The organism is Pelomonas sp. CA6, assembly GCF_022549225.1.
Taxonomy (GTDB): domain Bacteria; phylum Pseudomonadota; class Gammaproteobacteria; order Burkholderiales; family Burkholderiaceae_C; genus Roseateles.
On sequence record NZ_JAKZFD010000011.1, the window covers coordinates 29,442 to 47,660 of the forward strand.

At 71.9% G+C, this 18,219-nt stretch carries 15 protein-coding genes; 4 read left to right on the top strand and 11 right to left on the bottom strand.

The genetic code is table 11. From position 1 onward, the window contains the following. Positions 1-21: 21 nt before the first annotated feature. The 6 genes from LZ017_RS17695 to LZ017_RS17720 form a co-directional block, all read right to left on the bottom strand. Positions 22-846 carry an OmpA family protein gene (locus tag LZ017_RS17695; protein WP_241398231.1) on the bottom strand — a complete coding sequence of 275 codons (825 nt, stop codon included), beginning with the start codon at positions 844-846 and terminating at the stop codon, positions 22-24. 38 nt (positions 847-884) lie between these two features. Then, on the bottom strand, positions 885-1,331 hold the full coding sequence (locus LZ017_RS17700; RefSeq protein WP_241398232.1) for a DUF4398 domain-containing protein: 447 nt from the start codon (positions 1,329-1,331) through the stop codon (positions 885-887). A 95-nt stretch (positions 1,332-1,426) separates the two neighbouring features. Further along, positions 1,427-2,623, bottom strand: a complete 1,197-nt coding sequence (locus tag LZ017_RS17705) for a glycosyltransferase family 4 protein (protein ID WP_241398233.1) — start codon at positions 2,621-2,623, stop codon at positions 1,427-1,429. Position 2,624: 1 nt separating this feature from the next. Continuing rightward, entirely contained in the window at positions 2,625-3,632 is a 1,008-nt protein-coding gene (locus tag LZ017_RS17710) for an amidohydrolase family protein (RefSeq protein WP_241398234.1), read from the bottom strand. A 21-nt stretch (positions 3,633-3,653) separates the two neighbouring features. Further along, positions 3,654-4,892, bottom strand: a complete 1,239-nt coding sequence (locus LZ017_RS17715; protein ID WP_241398235.1) for a glycosyltransferase — start codon at positions 4,890-4,892, stop codon at positions 3,654-3,656. 184 nt (positions 4,893-5,076) lie between these two features. Next, positions 5,077-6,057 carry a hypothetical protein gene (locus tag LZ017_RS17720; RefSeq protein ID WP_241398236.1) on the bottom strand — a complete coding sequence of 327 codons (981 nt, stop codon included), beginning with the start codon at positions 6,055-6,057 and terminating at the stop codon, positions 5,077-5,079. Between the two features lie 194 nt (positions 6,058-6,251). Between LZ017_RS17720 and LZ017_RS17725 the strand changes: the two genes are divergently transcribed. Beyond that, positions 6,252-7,421 carry a zinc-dependent alcohol dehydrogenase gene (locus tag LZ017_RS17725; protein ID WP_241398237.1) on the top strand — a complete coding sequence of 390 codons (1,170 nt, stop codon included), beginning with the start codon at positions 6,252-6,254 and terminating at the stop codon, positions 7,419-7,421. Positions 7,422-7,467: 46 nt separating this feature from the next. Then, on the top strand, positions 7,468-7,986 hold the full coding sequence (locus tag LZ017_RS17730) for a hypothetical protein (protein ID WP_241398238.1): 519 nt from the start codon (positions 7,468-7,470) through the stop codon (positions 7,984-7,986). A gap of 31 nt (positions 7,987-8,017) precedes the next feature. Here the strand turns inward: LZ017_RS17730 and LZ017_RS17735 are convergent, their stop codons facing one another. The 5 genes from LZ017_RS17735 to prpC all read right to left on the bottom strand — a co-directional run bounded on the left by LZ017_RS17735 (position 8,018) and on the right by prpC (position 14,994). Further along, positions 8,018-8,923, bottom strand: a complete 906-nt coding sequence (locus LZ017_RS17735; protein ID WP_241398239.1) for a YihY/virulence factor BrkB family protein — start codon at positions 8,921-8,923, stop codon at positions 8,018-8,020. Between the two features lie 123 nt (positions 8,924-9,046). Then, positions 9,047-9,943 carry an oxaloacetate decarboxylase gene (locus LZ017_RS17740; protein WP_241398240.1) on the bottom strand — a complete coding sequence of 299 codons (897 nt, stop codon included), beginning with the start codon at positions 9,941-9,943 and terminating at the stop codon, positions 9,047-9,049. Further along, positions 9,930-11,171, bottom strand: a complete 1,242-nt coding sequence (gene prpF / locus LZ017_RS17745) for a 2-methylaconitate cis-trans isomerase PrpF (protein ID WP_241398241.1) — start codon at positions 11,169-11,171, stop codon at positions 9,930-9,932. The genes LZ017_RS17740 and prpF overlap by 14 nt, the downstream gene beginning before the upstream one ends. Further along, entirely contained in the window at positions 11,168-13,807 is a 2,640-nt protein-coding gene (gene acnD, locus LZ017_RS17750; protein ID WP_241398390.1) for a Fe/S-dependent 2-methylisocitrate dehydratase AcnD, read from the bottom strand. The genes prpF and acnD overlap by 4 nt, the downstream gene beginning before the upstream one ends. Before the next feature lie 23 nt (positions 13,808-13,830). Further along, positions 13,831-14,994 (bottom strand): 2-methylcitrate synthase, encoded by a 1,164-nt coding sequence (gene prpC / locus LZ017_RS17755; protein WP_241398242.1) that lies wholly within the window; start codon positions 14,992-14,994, stop codon positions 13,831-13,833. A gap of 226 nt (positions 14,995-15,220) precedes the next feature. Between prpC and LZ017_RS17760 the strand changes: the two genes are divergently transcribed. Together LZ017_RS17760 and LZ017_RS17765 are read left to right on the top strand one after the other, a co-directional pair. After that, positions 15,221-16,624, top strand: a complete 1,404-nt coding sequence (locus LZ017_RS17760) for a short-chain fatty acyl-CoA regulator family protein (protein ID WP_241398243.1) — start codon at positions 15,221-15,223, stop codon at positions 16,622-16,624. A 142-nt stretch (positions 16,625-16,766) separates the two neighbouring features. Next, entirely contained in the window at positions 16,767-18,218 is a 1,452-nt protein-coding gene (locus LZ017_RS17765; RefSeq protein ID WP_241398244.1) for a cytochrome ubiquinol oxidase subunit I, read from the top strand. The last annotated feature ends 1 nt before the right edge of the window (position 18,219 follow it).

The window sequence follows — 18,219 nt, forward strand, 5'->3', positions numbered from 1 at the left end:
GACCCCGGCTTTTTTTCCGCGTCAGCGGTAGTTCAGGCGGCCCTGTTCATCCGAGAACAGCACCTCGACGCGACGGTTCTGCTGCCGGCCCGCGGCCGTGCCGTTGTCGGCGGCCGGGAAGTCCTCGCCGAAGGCCCGCACCTCGATGCGCTGCGGCGCCACGCCCTCGCGCACCAGGGCGCGACGCACGGCGTCGGCGCGACGCTGGGACAGACGCAGGTTCATCTGACGTCCGCCGGTGCTGTCGGCAAAGCCCTCCAGCAGCACGCGCCGCTCGGGGTGTTGCTGCAGCACCTGGGCCAGGCGTTGCAGCGAGCGCTGCGCGCCCGACTGCAGCTCGGCGCGGCCGGTGGCGAACAGCACATCCTGCAGGGTCACGATGAGGCCGCGCTGGGTGGCCTGCGCGTTCAGCGCCGCGAGGTCGCGCTGCAGCGCGTCCGCCGTGCGGCGGGCCGCGTCCTCGCCGGACTGGGCGCGTCGCAGTTCGGCGTCGCGCGCCTCCAGGCGCACGCGGTCGCGTTCGGCGGAGGCCTGGCTCATCTGCGCCTCGGCCTCGCGCTGCGCCGCATGCACGCGCAGCGTCTCGAGCTGGCGGGTGGCGAGGTAGGCGAGATGGCGGGTCTGCGCCTCGTCGCGCTCATCTTCCCAGTAGCGCTTGGCACGCGTCAGCATGCTGCGCACGCGCTCCAGTTCGCCGGCGGCGTGGCGTTGCACCTGCGGATCGGCGGCGGTGCTGGTGTAAGCCTGCTCGGCCGCGTCCAGCGTGGGGTTTCGGGAAGGCAGGCTCTGGCAACCGGCGAGTACGCACAGCGCAGCCGCCGTGAGAGAGGTCTTCAGCTTGTTCATGGAGACTCCTGGATGGGGGCGGTGAATGGCGCTGCGCATCAGCGCGGCGTGGGCGTGCTGCCGGTGGAGCCCGGCGTTCCCGGGCTGCCGGAAGGCTGGCTGCGCGGCGGCTGCATGCTGCTGCGGCGCAGTTCGTCGCGCAGCTGCTGCAGGCCGGTGTTCACCTCATCCAGCGCGCGTTGTGAGCGCTGCTGCATCGCACGCGCGCGCGCCAGCTCGGCATCGGCCTGGGCCTCCTCGGCCAGGCGGTGCGCCGCCAGCCGGTCGTCGGCGGCCAGGCGCTTGGCACGCTCCAGTTTGCCGCGCGCCTCGGTCAGTTCGGCGGATGACACCTCGGCCGCGCCATCGGTGGACGCGGCGTTGATGGCCGTCTGCGCACTGGCGATCGCGGCGATGGGTTCGGAGGTGGTGGCACAGCCGGCGAACAGCAGCAGGCTGGCACACAGGGTGGCGGCGCCGGGGCGCCCGGGTTGGTGATTCTTCATGGCGTTCCTTTGCTGGGATGACAAGGTCGGGATGCATGGATGGACCTGCGTCGACCCGTGGCAGCTTTCGTGCCCGGGGCAGAGCCAACGCGGCCTCAGCCGGCCGCGGCGCCCAGGCGGCGCGGCTCGCTGGCGGGCCGTGCCAGGGCCTGCATCAGCGCCTCCACGCGGGCCAGGCTTTGCGCCAGGTCCATGCGCTGCACCATGTCTTCGCGCGCCGCGGCGCCCATGCGGCGACGCAGCCCGGCGTCCGTCATCATCAGACGCAGCCGGCCGGCGATGTCCTCGGGATCGCGCGCCGCGACCAGCCAGCCGGTACGGCCATGCTGGACGATCTCCGGCACGCCGCCGACGCGCGTGGCGATCACCGGCACGCCGCTGGCCATGGCTTCCATCAGGGCCAGCGGCATGGCCTCGGAGTGCGAACTGGACACCACCAGGTCCAGCTCCCGGTAGAGCGCCGGCATGTCCTCCCAATGGCCCACCATCGCGAGACGCTGCTGCAGGCCCAGGCGCTGGACCTCCTCGGCCAGCGGCGCGCGCAGGGGCCCGTCGCCCACCATCGCGAAGCGGACCTCGGGCAGGCGTTCATGGGCCAGCATCACGGCGCGCAGGAACTGCTCCGGCCCCTTCTCCGGCGACAGCCGGCCGACGAAGCCGACCAGCGGTGTCTGCGCGGTCAGGCCCAGCCGGGCGCGCAGGCCCGCGCCAGGCCCCGCCGCCACGGCTTCGGCCCCCGGCTCGGCGGGCATGAAGCGCCGGGTGTCCACGCCGTTGGGCTCGCAGCTCAGACGCCGGGCATCCACGCCCAGGCCCAGCGCGTGGTAGTAGCTCTGGCGGCAGACCACGCTCAGGTGGCTGTTCACCGCGCGCTGCACCTCCAGGTCCAGCAAGGTGATCTGCCGGCCATGGATGGTGCTCAGCAGCGGCACGCCGGTCAGCCGGGACACCAGCCCGGCCAGCACATGGGCGTTGGGCAGATGCGCATGCAGCAGGTCCACGCCCGAGCTGCGCACCAGCGACTGCACCATCTGCACCGCGCTCCAGGGCGGATCGTCAGGCATGGGCACGGACAGGACCTCGGCCCCCAGCGCACGCAGGCGTTCGCTGAACTCGCCTTCGTAGGGACACAACAGGGTGACGCGGAAGCGCGCGGCGGGCAGATGCTCCACCAGGCGCTCCACCCAGCGCTCCATGCCGCCGACGATGGCATTGCCGACGATCTCCATCACATGGATGCGCCGGCCGACCGCCGTCGTGGCGCTCTGGCGGGTGGCGGGAGGCTTCTCCATCTCAGCAGCAGCGCGGGCGCCAGAGCCGCGCGGCCGTGGCCGCCAGGAAGCCGGCATGGCCGGTGGCCTGGGCGCCGTCCGCCGTCAGGCGCGATGGCGTGGCGGGAGGAACGGCCTCAGCGTCCCCGGCGGACTCCGCCACCGGGCCGGCCGGGGCGGGCTGGCCTCCAGCCTCGGCGGACGGCGCGCGCGCGGGCGCCGCCTCCAGCCCCAGCCAGGCAGCCGCCGTTCCCCACCAGATCTGCTCGCGCGTCGCGGCGCTCAGCTCCAGCTCGTCCATCAACCGGCGCACCCAGTCGCAGCGTTCGCGCAGATGGGCGCCGTCGCAGGGCAGGAAGCAGTCGCTGCCGAACTGCAGCGAACCGGCGCCCAGCACGTCCAGCATGCGCGCCAGCAGCTCGCGCCGGTACGGCGGCGGCGCGCCGAAGGAGATGTCCAGCCGGAACTGAGCGCGCTCATGTGGCACGCCGTGGATGCGATCGATCAGCGCCACCGCGAGCGCCTCGTCGGTCCAGGGCCAGCCCATGTGCGCCAGCGCGACGCGGGCCCCTGGGTGATCGCGCAGCGCCTCGAAATAGACCGGCCGGCAATAGCGGCCGGAGCGGCCGTCGATGAAGATGCCGCTGTGGAACAGCACCGGCAGGCGCAGCCGGGAGGCCTGCGCGAACACGCCCTGCACCCGCTCTTCATAGGGATACCAGCCGGTGGGCACCATCTTGACGCCGCGCAGCCCCAGGGTCTCGACGGCGTGGCACAGGTCCTCGGGGGCGCGCTCGTCGCGCGGATCGACCACGGCCAGGCCGACCAGGCGATCGCCATGGCCGCGCACCAGCCGCGCCAGGTGCGCGTTGGCGCGGCGCAGCGACGCGGGGTCGCCCAGCGTGTAGCCGGGGCTCAGGAACGGCGCCAGCAGCACCGCGATCTCGATGCCGGCCTCGTCCATCGCGCGCAACACCGTCGCGCTGTCTTCCTGGCCGGTGCAGTGCACATGGGCGTCGATGATCTTCATCGTCGGCTTCCCGGTCCTCGCTCAACTGGCCCGCAGCCGCGGTGCGGGCAGGCCCAGCGCGGCGGCGCCCTCCACCACCGGCGCCGACCGGCCCTCGTCCGGCACGGCCGACGGCGCGGGCAGGCGCGTGGCGGCCGGGCGGCGCGCCGGCATCGACTGCAGCAATTCATGCACGGTCTGCGCGCTGCGGTGCCAGGAGTAGGACGCGACGACGTCCATGGTCTGCAGCAGCCGCAGCTTGCGCTGCGCCGGCGTTTCGGCGAGTTGCTGCTCGCAGGCCGCGACGAAGGCGTCCACGCCCGCGGCGATGCGCACGACGGCGCCATACAGCAGCACCACGTCAGGCACCGGCGTGCTGACCACGGGCTTCTCGCCGGCCAGGTATTCCAGTGTCTTGGTGGGGCTGATGAAGCGCGTCGACTCATTCAGCGCGAAGGGCATCAGGCAGATGTCCCAGCCCGCCATCAGCGCCGGCAGGTCGCGGTAGGCGCACATGCCCAGCCAGTGGATGTTGGGGCGCCGCGGCAGCGTGCCGGGGTCGATCTTCACCACCGGTCCCACCATCACGATCTGCCAGTCGGGCCGCGCGTCGGCCACGCCGGCGAGCAGCGCGATGTCCAGGCGTTCGTCGATCACCCCGAAGAAGCCCAGGCGCGGGCGCGGCATGCCGCCCTGCAGGCGCTCGGCCAGCGCCAGCGCCTCGCTCTGCTCCATCAGCGCGGGCGGCGAGAAATGCTCGGCGTCGACCGCGCTGGGCATGCAATGCACCCGCGGATGCAGGCGCCGCTTGGCCTCGTACAACGCGGGGCCCCCGGTCAGCACCAGGTCAGCGCAGGCCAGCAGCTCGCGCTCGCGCTCGGGCAGTTCTGGCGGCGCGCCCTTGAAGGCGGACAGCTCGTCCATGCAGTCATAGACCCAGCGCGACGGCGCCAGCGACTGCGCCAGCGGCAGCGCCATGGGCGTGTAGAGCCAGACGATCGGATCGCGCAGACCGCGCTGGCGCAGCGCCTGCTGCAGAAGCGGCCGCAGCAACGCCGCCTGTTCGGCATCAAAGCCGCGCGCCGGCAGCGGCGTGCGGGGGGTCAGTACCTCCAGGTGGCGCCCCTGCCAGCTGCTCTCGAGCCGGGCCGGACCGGGCTGCGAAACCGGCTCCTCGACGAAGAGCACCTGGTAGTGGCGCGCCAGGCGCGACATGAGGTGTTGGGGACGCTGGTAGACAAAGGACCAGCGCAGATGGCTGAAGACGACAAGAGGAGGCATGGAGTTTCCACCGCCTGCGGGCCCGGCCCCCGCACCGCGGACGGTGCCGGGGCCGGCAGCCGCCGGCCTGTTGTTGTGGCGGATGAAGGAAGCCAGGCCCCCTCGGGGCATCGACACGCGACAGCCCGCGGCGCGCCCGTCACCGGGGCGGAGGAGGCCTGGCAAGACAGCATCCGGACGGCGTTTACTTGGAGGTCTTGCTGCTCGAGGACCCCGAGCTGCTGCTACTGCTACCGCTGCCGGTGGAACCCGTCGAGCTGCCCGAACCCGTGCCCGCGCCCAGCGTGTCACCGCCGTCCTCGCCCTGGCCCTGGCCCTGGCCTTGGCGTTGGGTGCGTTGGCTGCGCCATTGGTTGAACTCGTCGGAGAACTTCTTGTAGCGGTCCTGGCGCCACGACTGATAGTCGTCATCCAGATTGCGCATCTGTTCGCTGCGCCACTGGTGGTAGTCCGGATCGAAATGGGAATGGCCGCCGTGCTCGCTGCCATGGCTGCTGCTGCCCATGCCGCCCTGGTCGCCGTAGCTGCCTTGGCTGCCGTAGCGACCGCCCTGCATGCCCTGGCCGCCATAGCCGCCATAGCCACCGCCCATGCCGCCCTGGCTGCCGTAGCCGCCCTGGCCGCCGCTCATGCCGCTTTGGCCGCCGTAGCTGCCCTGGGAGCCGTAGCCACCGCCCTGCAGGCCCTGGCCGCCATAGCCGCCATAGCCCCCACCCATACCGCCTTGGCGGCCATAGCCGCCCTGGCGGCCGCTCATGCCGCCTTGGCCACCATAACCGCCGTAGCCGCCGTAGCCGCCATAGCCACCCTGGCCGCCGTAGCTGCCCCCCTGCAGACCCTGGCCGCCGTAGCCGCCACGGCCCTCGTCATAGCCGCCGCCAAACTCTCCGGAGCGACCGGACTGTCCCCAGCCCTGCCCGCCGCCCTGGTAGCCACCCCCCTGATGGCCGCCCTGGTAGGAGCCGCCTTGGTATGGACCGCCCTGCTGGCTGCCTTGATAGCCGCCCGGGTGCTGGTGCTGCGCGCCGCCCTGGTAGCCCTGGTGTCCCTCGCCGCCGCCCTGGGCGTGCGACTGGTTCGGCGACCAATCCCCATAGTTGCTGCCGCCCTGGCTGCGTTGGCCGTGCTCGTCGCGGCGCTCCTGGTGTCGACCCTGCTGGTTCATGTTGCGTCCTTTCGTTCAGTGGAAAGACCGGCGCCCGGGCGCCGCGTCTGTGGCCCAGTTGGCAATCGCCGTACCCGCCGCGAGCGCCGCGATCCGGCACTTCTTGCGCACGCCTGGGCCGGCGGCGGTGTGCGCGGGAGCCGGCCTTGCCCGCGCTGTCACTCGTCAACGAGTTCAACCCCAGGAGTGCATCGATGAAGGCTCTCGTCTACCACGGCACCCGCGACGTCCGCGTCGACGAGGTGCCCGATCCCCAGCTGCAGGCCGACACGGATGTCATCCTGCGCGTCACCGCCACCGCGATCTGTGGTTCGGACCTGCATCTCTACCGTGGCCGCATTCCCATGCTCAAGCCCGGCGACATCCTGGGGCACGAGTTCATGGGCGTGGTCGAGGCCTGCGGCAAGCAGGTCACGCGGCTGCAGCGCGGCGATCGCGTCGTCGTGCCGTTCACCATCTCCTGCGGCGAGTGCTTCTTCTGCCGCCTGTCGCTGTTCTCCGCCTGCGAGACCAGCAATCCCGACCACGGCGCCATCATGAACAAGAAGTCGCTGCGGCCGGGCGCCGGCATGTTCGGCTACTCGCATCTGTACGGCGGCTACGCTGGCGGGCAGGCGGAGTATGTGCGCGTGCCCTATGCCGACGTGGGGCCGCTGCTGATCCCGCCGGGGCTGGACGACGAGCAGGTGCTCTTTCTTTCCGACATCCTGCCCACCGGCTACCAGGCGGTGCGCAACGCCCATGTGGGACCGGGTGGCTCGCTGGCCATCTTCGGTGCCGGCCCGGTGGGCTGCATGGCCGCGGCCTGCGCGCGCCTGCTGGGCGTCGAGCGCATCTTCATGGTGGACCACCACAACGACCGCCTGGACCATGCCGAAGCGGCCTACGGCGTGGAGACGATCAACTTCGACGAGATCGACGATCCGGCCGCGGTGATCATTGATCTGACCGACCGCCGCGGCGTCGACGCCTCCATCGACGCGGTGGGCTTCGAGGCCAAGGGCAGCCGGCTGGAAACGGCTCTGCTGAACCTCAAGCTCGAAGGCTCCAGCGGCCATGCGCTGCGCCAGGCCATTGCCGCGACGCGCCGCGGCGGCACGATCAGCGTTCCGGGGGTGTATGCCGGATTCATCCATGGCTTCCTGTTTGGCGACGCCTTCGAGAAGGGGCTGCAGTTCGCGATGGGCCAGACCCATGTGCAGCAACACATGCCCGCCTTGCTGCGCTTCATCCAGGACGGCCGGCTGGACGTGCGCGAGCTGATCACGCACCGGCTGCCGCTCAGCGAGGCGGCGCAGGGCTACCAGCGCTTCGCCGAGAAGCAGGAAGGCTGCCGCAAGGTGGTGCTGCGCCCAGGCGCATGAATTGCCCGCTGCCGGCCGGCGGCCCTTCCGCCGCAAGGAGCATCAGATGAGCGAATCCCCCCAAGTCACCGGCCTGTTCCGCGACCGCGACAGCGCCGAGCGCGCCTACCGCGAACTCACCGATCGCGGCTACGGGCGCGAGGACATCAATGTGCTGATGTCCGAGGACACCCGCCGCCTGCATTTCCCTGACGGCGCGGACACCGAGCTGGGCACCAAGGCGGCCGAAGGCGCCGGCGTGGGCGGCGCGATCGGTGGCGCGCTGGGCGCGATCGCGGCCGCGCTGGCGGCGGCCGGCAGCACGCTGGCCATCCCCGGGCTGGGGCTGGCGGTCGCCGGGCCGCTGGCCGCCGCGCTGGCCGGGGCCGGGGCCGGCGGCGTCACCGGCGGCCTGGTGGGCGCGCTGATCGGCTGGGGCATTCCCGAGGAGCGCATCAAGGACTATGAGAGCGGCCTGCGCGAAGGCGGCATCCTGATGAGCCTGCGCCCCCGCAGCGGCGAGGATGCGCGCTACTTCGAGAGTGCCTGGCGCCAACCCGACAACCCCGCGACCACACCGCGCTGAGCGGACCTCGGCCGCCCGGGCGGCCGGGGCGTCAACGCCCAGGGGACGGGCCGGCCGGCCCGTCGTGGCGGCGCGCATAGGCCCAGCTCAGCTCCGCGCCGAACAGAAAGACCTGGGCCGAGTAGTAGACCCACAGCATCAGCACCGCCAGCGAAGCCGCCGCGCCATAGGCCGACGCCAGCCCGCTGCGGCCCAGGTAGAGTCCGATCAGGCTTTTGCCCAGCGTGAACAGCGCCGCGGTGATCAACGCTCCCACGCCGACATCGCGCCAGCGCAACGCCACGCGCGGCACCCACTTGTACAGCGCGGCGAACATCGCCGTCATCAGCGCAAAGCTGAGCAGCACGTTCAAGCCCTCCGCCAGCCACAGCCAACCCTCGAACAGCGGCGACCACCAGCGTCCCAGCGCGGCCAGCAGCGCGCTGAAGACCATGGACACCATGGACAGAAAGCCCAGCCCCAGGATCAGCCCCAGCGACAGCAGGCGCCGGCGCAGCCAGTCCCACAGGCTGTCGGCGGCGGTGGCCTCGGGGTGCGGCCCGGCGTCCCAGATGCGATCCAGCGCGTTTTGCAGTTCGGCAAACACGCTGGTGGCCCCGACCAGCAGCACCGCCAGCCCCAGCAAGGCCGCCCAGCCGCTGTCCTCGGGCCGGCGCACGCGCTGCAGCAGGGCTTCAACCGCCTGCGCGCCGTCCGCGCCGATCAGGCCGGTCAGCTGGCCCATGATCTCGCCCCGCGCCGCCTGCTCGCCAAAGACCAGGCCGGCCACCGAGATCACGATCAGCAGCAGCGGCGCGATGGAAAACAGCGTGTAGTAGGCCAGCGCTGCGCCCAGCGTGGGCACCTGGTCTTCGCTCCAGGCGCGCGCGGCCCGCAGCAGCACATCGCGTGCGCGCCGCAGGCGCCGGGCCCAGCCCTGCCGACGGACAGGTGGCATGCGAGCGCCAACAGGCGCGCCAGCGTTGGGCCGATCCGGCCGGGGCGGACGGGGCATGGGGTGGTGCATGGTGTGGGTCCACCCCACGCGGCAATCCCCATGCCGCCGCGCCGCGCGCTGGCCTCAGGCGTAGCGCGAGGCCAGCGCGTCCCAGTCGGGCTTGCCGACCAGGCGCTGACGCTCGGCGAAGGGGGCCACCAGCGCCGGATCCTCGTCCAGCCTTCCTTGTTCGCGCAGCCGGCCCAGCGCCTTCTGCATGCCGGCCAGCGCGCCCTGCAGCCCGGCGTTGGCGTACAGCACCAGGCCGTAGCCCAGCCGGCCCAGTTCGTCCGCGTCGAGGATGGGGGTCTTGCCGCCGACCACCATGTTCATCAGCTGCGGCGTCGCCAGGCGCGCGGGCAGCGCGCGCAGCTGGTCCAGCTCGGTGACCGCCTCGACGAAGAGCAGGTCCGCGCCCGCCTCGGCGAAGCGCTGCGCGCGCTCCACCGCCGCCTCGAAGCCCTGCGTGGCGCAGGCATCGGTGCGCGCCATGATGAGCAGTTGATCGTCGCGGCGCGCGTCCACCGCGGCCTTGATCTTGTCGACCGCCTCGGCGGTGGAGATCACCTGCTTGCCGGCGAAATGCCCGCAGCGCTTGGGCGCCACCTGGTCTTCGAGCTGGATGCAATCGGCCCCGGCGCGCTCCAGCGTGCGCACCGTGTGGCGCACGTTCAGCGCGTTGCCGAAGCCGGTGTCGGCGTCGACGATCAGCGGCAGATCCACCGCGTCGCGGATGCGCGCGGTGTGGTCCGCGAGCTCGGCCAGGCCCATGAAGCCCTGGTCCGGCAGGCCCAGGTGCATGTTGGTCAGGCCGGCGCCGCTCAGGTAGACGGCCTCGAAGCCCAGGTCCTGCACCAGCCGGGCGGACAGGGCGTTGAAGGCGCCGGGCACGAGCACGCCGCGGCGGGCCTGGGCCAACGCGCGAAGCGTTTGTCGGGTCGTGGGTGCGGACATGGACAGGACGGATTCAGAAGGGCTCATGGAGGGACTCATCGTCATCGAAGGGCACGCGCACCTGGCCCTCCATCAGGATGCGGGCGCTGCGGCTCATCACCACCTCGGCGATGCGCCAGCGCCCGCCGTCGCCTTGCGCACGGGCGCCCACGCGCAGGCAGCCGGACGGATGGCCGAAGCGGACCTGGGCACGCGGCAGGCCGCCCGCGGCCTCGCAGACCAGGGTGCCGGGGATGGCCGCCGCCGCGCCGATCGCGACCGCCGCCGTGCCCATCATCGCGTGGTGCAGTCGGCCGATGGAGAGCGCGCGCACCAGCAGGTCGACCTCGTCCGCCGCCACCCAGCGGCCACTGGCGACGCGATGCGCGACCGGCGGCGCCACCAGCGCCAGCTTGGGCGTGTGCGGGCGTTGCGCCGCCTGCTCCAGCCGCTCGACCAGCCCCATGCGCAGCGCCGCATGGGCGCGTATCGCCTCCAGGCGTTGCAGCGCCGCCGCGTCGCCGTTGATCTGCGGCTGCAGCTCGCTGCCCTGGTAGCCCAGGTCGCGGGCGCGCACGAAGGCGGTCGGGATGCCGGCGTTGATCAGCGTGGCCTGCAGCCGCCCGCCCGGCACCAGGGCGTCGGGCAGGCACAGCTCGTCGACGACCTGGCCGGTGGGGAACAGCGCCCCACCCTGCCCGCCTGGGGCATCGGCCTGCCCGTCTTCACCGGGGTCCATGAAGCGCAGCTCGATTTCCGCGGCCGGAAAGGCCACGCCGTCGAGCTCGAAGTCGCCCAGCTCCTGGACCTGCCCGCCCCGCATGGGCACGCTCGCGACGATGGTCTTGCCGATGTTGGCCTGCCAGAGGCGCAGCGTGACCGGCCCGTCGGCGGGCAGGCCGGCAGGGTCGACCAGCCCGGCCTGGATCGCGAACGGTCCGACCGCAGCTGTCAGATTGCCGCAGTTGCCCGACCAGTCGATCAGCGGCCGGTCGATCGCGACCTGGCCGAACAGATAGTCCAGCTCATGGCCGGCGCGCCGGCTGCGCGAGACGATCACGACCTTGCTGGTGCTGGAGCTGGCGCCGCCCATGCCGTCGATCTGCTGGCCATAGGGGTCGGGGCTGCCCAGCAGACGCAGCAGCAGGCGGTCGCGCGCGGCGCCCGGCTCGCGGCAGGACGGTGGCAGATCGTCCAGGCGCAGGAAGACGCCCTTGCTGGTGCCGCCGCGCATGTACACGGCGGGAAGGCGCAATGGGCTGAGGGGCCGGTTCATCGGGAGTTCTCCAGGAAATCTCGGGCAAAACGCTGCAGCACGCCGCCCGCTTCGTAGATGCTCGCATCTTCGGCGCTGTCCAGCCGGCAGCGCACCGGCTGCTGGCGCCAGCGCCCGTCGGGACGACGGATCACCAGGGTCAGCCAGGCGCCGGGACGGCGCTCGCCGATCACGTCGTAGGTCTCGCGGCCATCGAGCGCCAGGCTCAGGCGGCTGACGCCCGGCGGAAACTGCAGCGGCAGCACGCCCATGCCAATGAGGTTGCTGCGGTGGATGCGCTCGAAGCCCTCGGCCAGCACGGCCTGCACGCCGGCCAGGCGCACGCCCTTGGCCGCCCAGTCGCGCGAGGAGCCCTGGCCGTAGTCCGCGCCGGCGATGACGATCAGCGGCTGGCGGCGCGCCATGTAGGTTTCGATGGCCTCCCACATGCGCAAGACCTGGCCCTCGGGTTCCAGCCGCGCGAGCGAACCGGTCAAGACCTGGCCCTGGGCGTCGCGCACCATCTCGTTGCGCAGCATGGGGTTGGCGAAGGTGGCGCGCTGTGCGGTCAGGTGGTCGCCGCGGTGCGTGGCATAGGCATTGAAGTCTTCGGGCGCCAGCCCCATGCGCGCCAGGTACTCGCCCGCGGCCGAGTCCGGCAGGATGGCGTTGGACGGCGACAGGTGGTCGGTGGTGATGTGGTCGGGCAGCAGCGCCAGCGGCCGCATGCCGCGCAGCAGGCGCTCGTCCATGCCGGGCTCCTCGCCGGGCTCCACGGCGGGCAGTTCGTCCCAGTACGGCGGGCGGCGGATGTAGGTGCTGCGCGGCCGCCAGTCGTACAGCGGCGAGACCTGGGTCTGCGCCGGACGAGGCGCGAACAAGGTCTCGTAGACCTGACGGAACTGGTGCGGCTGCACGCAGCGCCGCACCAGCGCGTCGATCTCCGCGTCGTCGGGCCACAGGTCGCGCAGCCGGATCTCGCGCCCCTGCGCCACGCCCAGCACGTCGCGCTCGATGTCGAAGCGCAGCGTGCCGGCGATCGCATAGGCCACGACCAGCGGCGGCGACGCCAGGAAGGCCTGGCGCGCGCGCGGGTGGATACGGCCGTCGAAGTTGCGGTTGCCCGACAGCACCGCGGTGGCGTACAGGTCGCGCTCGACGATCTCGCGTTCGATCGCCGGGTCCAGCGCGCCGGACATGCCGTTGCAGGAGGTGCAGGCATAGCCGACCACGCCAAAGCCCAGGGCCTGCAGCGGCTCCAGCAGCCCGGCCTCCTGCAGATAGAGGGTGACCGCCCGCGAGCCGGGCGCCAGCGAGCTCTTCACCCAGGGCTTGCGCGCCAGCCCCAGGCGCTGTGCGTTGCGTGCCAGCAGCCCGGCCGCGATCATGTTGCGCGGGTTGCTGGTGTTGGTGCAGCTGGTGATCGCGGCGATGATCACCGCGCCGTCGGGCAGCCGTCCCGGCTCGTCGCGCCAGGGCGCGGCGATGCCGCGCAGCGCCAGCTGCGCGGTGGGCAGCCGGCGCTGCGGCTGCGAGGGCCCCGCCAGGCAGCGCTCCACCGTCGCGAGGTCGAAGCGCAGGCTGCGCTCGTAGCGCACGCCATGCAGCTGGTCGGCCCACAGCCCGGCGGCGCGGGCGTAGCACTCGACGCGCCGCAGGCAGGCCTCGTCGCGGCCGGTCAGGCGCAGGTAGTCCAGCGTCTGCGCGTCGATGGGGAACAGCGCCGCGGTGGCGCCGTACTCGGGCGCCATGTTGGCGATGGTGGCGCGGTCGCCCAGGGTCAGGCCGGCCACGCCCTCGCCATGGAACTCCAGATAAGCGCCGACCACGCGCTGCGCGCGCAGGAACTCGGTCAGCGTCAGCACCAGGTCGGTGGCGGTGATGCCCGGCGCCAGCCGGCCGTCCAGCCGCACGCCGACGATCTCCGGCAGGCGCATCCAGCAGGCGCGGCCCAGCATCACGCTTTCCGCCTCCAGCCCGCCCACGCCGACCGCGATCACGCCCAGCGCGTCCACATGCGGCGTGTGGCTGTCGGTGCCCACGCAGGTGTCCGGGTAGGCCAGGCCCTGCTGCTCGTGCACCACCGGCGACATCCGCTCCAGGTTGATCTGGTGCATGATGCCCTGCCCCGGCGGCACCACATCGACATTGGCAAAGGCTTCGCGGCACCAGTCGATGAAGTGGAAGCGGTCCTCGTTACGCCGGTCCTCGATCGCGCGGTTCTTCGCCAGCGCCTGCGGATCGTCGCCGCCGCACTCCACCGCCAGCGAATGGTCGACGACCAGCTGCACCGGCACGACCGGGTTGACCCGCGTCGGATCGCCGCCCTGCGCGGCGATGGCGTCGCGCAGCCCGGCCAGGTCGACCAGCGCGGTCTGGCCGAGGATGTCGTGGCAGACCACGCGCGCCGGGTACCAGGGGAAGTCGCGGTCGCGGCGGCGTTCGATCAGCTGCAGCAGGCAGTCGTCGAGGATGTCCAGATCGCAGCGGCGCAGCAGGTTCTCGGCATGCACGCGCGCGGTGTAGGGCAGCCCGTCCCAGCAGCCGGGGCGCAGGGCCTCGACGGCGGCGCGCGCGTCGTGAAAGTCGAGCGCGGTACCGGGCAGCGGTCTGCGGTGGCGGCGCGGGTGCGAGGACGAGGACGAGGACGGGGGCATGGCGGGCGGCAGGAGCTCGGGCTTCATGGACGCGCCTCCAGCGACACGAAGGCCTGGTCCTCGGGGCCGGTGTAGAGGGCGCTGGGGCGGATGATCTTGTTGTCCTGGCGCTGCTCCACCACATGGGCGGCCCAGCCGCTGGTGCGCGCCATCACGAACAGCGGCGTGAACATGGCGGTCGGGATGCCCATCATGTGGTAGCTGACGGCGCTGAACCAGTCCAGGTTGGGAAACATGCGCTTGCTGTCCCACATCACCTGTTCGACGCGCTCGGCGATGTCGTACAGGCGCGTCGTGCCGGCCTCGACGGACAGGCGCCGCGCGACGCGCTTGATGATCTCGTTGCGCGGATCGCTGACGGTGTAGACCGGGTGGCCGAAGCCGATCACCACCTCGCGCGCGTCGATGCGGCGGCGGATGTCGGCCTCGGCCTCGTCGGGGCTCGCATAGCGTTTCTGTACCTCGAGCGCGACCTCGTTGGCGCCACCGTGCTTGGGCCCGCGCAGCGCGCCAATCGCGCCGGCCACGCAGGAATAGAGATCACTGCCGGTGCCGGCGATCACGCGCGCGGCGAAGGTGGACGCGTTGAACTCGTGCTCGGCATAGAGGATCAGCGAGCTGTGCATCGCCCGGGTCCAGCTGGCCGGCGCACGGCGGCCATGCAGCAGGTGCAGGAAGTGGGCGCCGATGGAGTCGTCGTCGGTCTCGACCTCGATGCGCCGCCCCTGTGCCGACCAATGGTGCCAATACAGCAGCATGGAGCCCAGCGACGCGAGCAGGCGGTCGGCGATGTCGCGCGCGCCCGGCAGGTTGTGGTCATCCTTCTCCGGCAACACGCAGCCCAGCGCCGAGACCCCGGTGCGCATCACATCCATCGGATGGGCGCCCGCGGGCAGGCGTTCCAGCGCCTCCTTGACGCTGGCCGGCAGTCCGCGCAGCGCGAGCAGCCTGGCCTTGTAGGCGCGCAGCTCGGCGGCGTTGGGCAGCCGGCCATGCACCAGCAGATGGGCGACCTCCTCGAACTCGCAGGCCTCGGCCAGGTCCAGGATGTCGTAGCCGCGGTAATGCAGCTCCTTGCCGCTGCGCCCCACGGTGCACAGCGCGGTGCTGCCAGCGGCGACGCCGGACAGGGCCACGGACTTCTTGGGACGCAAGCCGGCGGCGGCGGCGGGGGCGGTCTCGCTCATGGGGGTTCTCCTCCTGCGGGTGTGGGGTCGACGGGCCGGCGGCGGCGGGCCGGCCGGCGGATGGATGCCCGCCGGGCGCCTCTTGCCGATGGCGCTGGCGGCATGGGATAGTCCGCGTTCTGTTCGCAATCTTTGCAGCGTGGGTGATGGCACTCAATGGCTAAATTGGCAATGAATTGCGAAGCCCAAAACCCGTGTTTGCAATGTTTGCGAAGATCCTCTGACGATGCGCAAGACCTTTCTGGGCGTGAAGCTCAAAACCCTGCGCGAGCAGCGCGGCCTGACCCAGGCGGCGCTGGCGCAGGCGCTCCAGCTGTCGCCCAGCTACGTCAACCAGCTGGAGAACAACGAGCGCCCGCTGAGCGTCGCGGTGCTGCTGCGCCTGCAGTCCGCGCTGGGCGTGGACCTGCAGTTCTTCTCCGAGGACGACGAGGCGCGGCTGTTCGCGCAGCTGCACGAGGTGGTGGCCGAGGCCGCGCCGTCCGGCGGCGTGCCCGAGGCCGAGCTGCGCACCGTGGTGCAGCAGATGCCGGCCATGGCCCAGCTGCTGCTGCGTCTGCACGGCCGCGCGCGCGCCGCGGAGCAGCGCCTGGCCACGCTGGCGCCGGGCGACCGCGATGGCCCGCCCTCGCCCATCGGTCCCGGGCCGCATGAGGAGGTGCGCGACTTCTTCTACGCCCATCACAACCACATGGACGGGCTGGACCGCGCCGCCGAGGCGCTGTCGGCCCAGCTGCAGGTCGGTGATGGCGCGCAAGACCTGGCCCCGCGGCTGCAGGCCCATCTGCTGCAGGCGCATGGCGTGCAGCTGCGCGGCGTGGCCGGCACGCCGCTGCGGCGCTTCGAACCGGCGCAGCGCCTGCTGCTGCTGTCCGACGCGCTGAACCCCGGTCAGCGCGCCTTCCAGCTCGCCACGCAACTGGCCTATCTGGAAGCCGGCGCCGAGATGGACCGGCTGGTCGCCAGCGCCTCCTTCAGTGCCGAGGCGGCCGCGCTGGCGCGCATCGGGCTGGCGAGCTATTTCGCCGGGGCCCTGGTTCTGCCCTATGGCCGCTTCCTGGCCGCGGCGCGCGAGCTGCGCCACGACATCGAGCGGCTCGCGCGGCGCTTCGGCGTCAGCCTGGAAACCGTGTGCCACCGGCTCTCCACGCTGCAGCGCCGCGAGGCACGCGGCCTGCCCTTCTTCTTCGTACGCGTCGACCGTGCCGGCAATATTTCCAAGCGCCAGTCGGCCACCGACTTCCACTTCTCGCGCAGCGGCGGCACCTGCCCGCTATGGACGGTCTATGAAGCCTTCGCCCAGCCCGGCCGGGTGCTGCGCCAGCTGGCGCGCATGCCCGATGGGCGCCGCTATCTGTGGATCGCTCATTGCGAACGGCGCCCCGGCGGCGGCTATGGCGAGGCCGCGCCCGAGTTCGCCATCGGCCTGGGCTGCGATCTGCGCCACGCCGCCCAGCTGGTCTATGCCCAGGGGCTGGATCTGGGCGATCCCGACAGCGCCACGCCCATCGGCCCGGGCTGCAAGCTGTGCGAGCGCCAGGGCTGCGCGCAGCGCGCCTTCCCGGCGCTGGGCCGCCGCCTGCACATCGACGAGAACGAGCGCGGCGGCGAGCCCTACGCGGCGCGCTGAGGGGCGGCGCGGCCACCGCGCCATCTGCTCCGGTACTTTCTTTGCCCCTCTGCGTCTTGTCGGCGATCAAGCCGCCCGGCACAGTCGACCCAGATTCGAACAGACAAGCCATGAGCAGTATCAGCAGTAAATGGAGGCCGCCATGTGGGGCCTGACGGCGCTGGAGTTGGCGCGCATCCAATTCGGGTTCACGGTGTCCTTCCACATCGTCTTCCCCGCCATCACGATCGGCCTGGCCAGCTACCTGGCCGTGCTTGAGGGGCTGTGGCTGTACCGACGCGAAGCGGTCTGGCGCGAGCTCTACCAGTTCTGGTCCAAGATCTTCGCGGTGAACTTCGCGATGGGCGTGGTCTCGGGGCTGGTGATGGCCTACCAGTTCGGCACCAACTGGAGCCATTTCTCCGCCTTCGCCGGCAGCGTCACCGGCCCGCTGCTGGCCTACGAGGTGCTCACCGCCTTCTTCCTGGAGGCCGGCTTCCTGGGCGTGATGCTGTTCGGATGGTCGCGCGTGGGGCCGGGGCTGCACTTCTTCGCGACGCTGATGGTGGCGCTGGGCACGCTGGTTTCGGCGACCTGGATCCTCGCGTCCAACAGCTGGATGCAGACGCCGCAGGGCTTCGAGATCGTCGACGGCCGCGTGGTGCCGGTGGACTGGTTCGCGGTGATCTTCAACCCCTCCTTCCCGTACCGGCTGGTGCACATGACGCTGGCCGCCTACCTGGCGACCGCACTCTTCGTCGGCGCCTCTGGCGCCTGGCATCTGCTGAAGGGCCGCGACAGCCCGGCGGTGCGCAAGATGCTGTCGATGGCGATGTGGATGGTGTTGCTGGTCGCGCCGCTGCAGGTGCTGGTGGGCGATCTGCACGGGCTCAACACGCTCAAGCACCAGCCCGCCAAGATCGCCGCGATGGAGGGCCACTGGGAGAACCGCCCCGGCGAGGGCGTGCCGCTGATCCTGTTCGGCTGGCCCGACATGGCGGCCGAAACCACGCGCTATGCGCTGGAAGTGCCACGTCTGGCCAGCCTCATCCTCACCCACGACCCGAACGGCCAGTTCCCCGGCCTGAAGGACTTCGCGCCCGAGGACCGGCCCAACGCCAGCGTCGTGTTCTGGAGCTTTCGCGTGATGGTGGGCCTGGGGCTGCTGATGCTGGCGCTGGCGCTGTGGGCGCTGTGGGCCCGCCGGCGCGACCGGCTCTACCGGTCGCGCGCGCTGCTGCGCTTCGCGCTGCTGATGGGGCCCAGCGGCGTGCTCGCGATCCTGGCCGGCTGGTTCACCACCGAAGTGGGCCGCCAGCCCTGGGTGGTCTACGGCGTGATGCGCACCCGGGACGCGGTCTCGGGGCATTCGGTGCTGGCGCTGTCGGCGACGCTGCTGGTCTTCGTCGTCATGTACCTCATCGTCTTCGGCGTCGGCGTGCGCTACATGCTCAAGCTGGTCGACCACGGCCCGCAGGCCCTGCCCGACGAGACGGGCCACCGGCCCGACGCGACGCCCGCCAACCAGCGCCCGGCCCGCCCGCTGTCGGCCGCGCCGGACCCGTTGGACGCAACGCGCCCGGCCGCCGGGCCCTCCACCGGACTCGGGGGCTGAA

Coding starts and splice junctions, on each gene's coding strand:
- LZ017_RS17765 (WP_241398244.1), top strand. CDS start 16,767: ATGTGGGGCCTGACGGCGCTGGAGTTGGCGCGCATCCAATTCGGGTTC.
- LZ017_RS17730 (WP_241398238.1), top strand. CDS start 7,468: ATGAGCGAATCCCCCCAAGTCACCGGCCTGTTCCGCGACCGCGACAGC.
- LZ017_RS17695 (WP_241398231.1), bottom strand. CDS start 846: ATGAACAAGCTGAAGACCTCTCTCACGGCGGCTGCGCTGTGCGTACTC.
- LZ017_RS17760 (WP_241398243.1), top strand. CDS start 15,221: ATGCGCAAGACCTTTCTGGGCGTGAAGCTCAAAACCCTGCGCGAGCAG.
- acnD (WP_241398390.1), bottom strand. CDS start 13,807: ATGCCCCCGTCCTCGTCCTCGTCCTCGCACCCGCGCCGCCACCGCAGA.
- LZ017_RS17735 (WP_241398239.1), bottom strand. CDS start 8,923: ATGCCACCTGTCCGTCGGCAGGGCTGGGCCCGGCGCCTGCGGCGCGCA.
- LZ017_RS17705 (WP_241398233.1), bottom strand. CDS start 2,623: ATGGAGAAGCCTCCCGCCACCCGCCAGAGCGCCACGACGGCGGTCGGC.
- LZ017_RS17740 (WP_241398240.1), bottom strand. CDS start 9,943: ATGAGCCCTTCTGAATCCGTCCTGTCCATGTCCGCACCCACGACCCGA.
- LZ017_RS17720 (WP_241398236.1), bottom strand. CDS start 6,057: ATGAACCAGCAGGGTCGACACCAGGAGCGCCGCGACGAGCACGGCCAA.
- prpF (WP_241398241.1), bottom strand. CDS start 11,171: ATGAACCGGCCCCTCAGCCCATTGCGCCTTCCCGCCGTGTACATGCGC.
- prpC (WP_241398242.1), bottom strand. CDS start 14,994: ATGAGCGAGACCGCCCCCGCCGCCGCCGCCGGCTTGCGTCCCAAGAAG.
- LZ017_RS17715 (WP_241398235.1), bottom strand. CDS start 4,892: ATGCCTCCTCTTGTCGTCTTCAGCCATCTGCGCTGGTCCTTTGTCTAC.
- LZ017_RS17710 (WP_241398234.1), bottom strand. CDS start 3,632: ATGAAGATCATCGACGCCCATGTGCACTGCACCGGCCAGGAAGACAGC.
- LZ017_RS17700 (WP_241398232.1), bottom strand. CDS start 1,331: ATGAAGAATCACCAACCCGGGCGCCCCGGCGCCGCCACCCTGTGTGCC.
- LZ017_RS17725 (WP_241398237.1), top strand. CDS start 6,252: ATGAAGGCTCTCGTCTACCACGGCACCCGCGACGTCCGCGTCGACGAG.